Genomic DNA, 743 nt, shown 5'->3' on the forward strand with positions numbered 1-743 from the left:
TCACTGTCGTTGAGTAGAATGTCCAAACGCTCATCATCTTTATATTTGATGGCACTCATAACATTTTGTAGAATTTCGTATGCTTCCTTAAGCTCGTCATTGTAACTTAACAACCGGTCAACCACGCTGTTTTCCGTGTTCAATCCCTGAAGAAATGAATAGTGATAGTAAGCCTTGAAATTTAATTGTTCATTCGGCTTTAGTAATAACTTCCAATAGCGCTTTAGGCCTTTGTATTTAACATTAGACGACGCATATTTCTTCATAATGCGTACCCTGGTCCTGTTGAAAGCCTTTGATATCAAATTAACAATGTGGAACCTGTCGGTTACCACAATAGCGTTCTTGAACACAGATTTAATTAGCTTAGGATAAGTGTAATTAATATCGGTCACGATAACTTTGACGCTATCGCGAGCTTCCTTGGTGTAGCGCTTGAAGTAAATCTCCAAGTCATGTATGGTTCTTGAATCAAGGATGTCCATGAATTTGTGCTTAATACCATCCATAAAAATGAAACTCATCGCGCCTTTTGCATCCCTGGTGGATTTAATTTCATCCATACAAATTACTTCAGGCAGCCAGATGTATTGAGGCTTAATGTCGTCTTGATAACTTTTTAAGTATCTTAGGACCGTAGTACTAGAGATACTAAGTTCGCCAGCTACGTGGCGCATAGAGACGGTATCACTCATTTTTTCAAAGCATGCTAGTCGACTTAGGTTGGAAATCGTACGATTTCT

At 38.6% G+C, this 743-nt stretch carries 1 protein-coding gene; it reads right to left on the minus strand.

All coding sequences use genetic code 11. The annotated features are described in order from the left end of the window. Positions 1-695 (minus strand): transposase (locus IV54_RS07725; protein ID WP_162259322.1); only part of this gene is annotated, 695 nt, incomplete at its 3' end. Positions 696-743 lie beyond the last annotated feature (48 nt).

The sequence above is a fragment of the Levilactobacillus paucivorans genome (assembly GCF_001437125.1).
GTDB classification, from domain to species: domain Bacteria; phylum Bacillota; class Bacilli; order Lactobacillales; family Lactobacillaceae; genus Levilactobacillus; species Levilactobacillus paucivorans.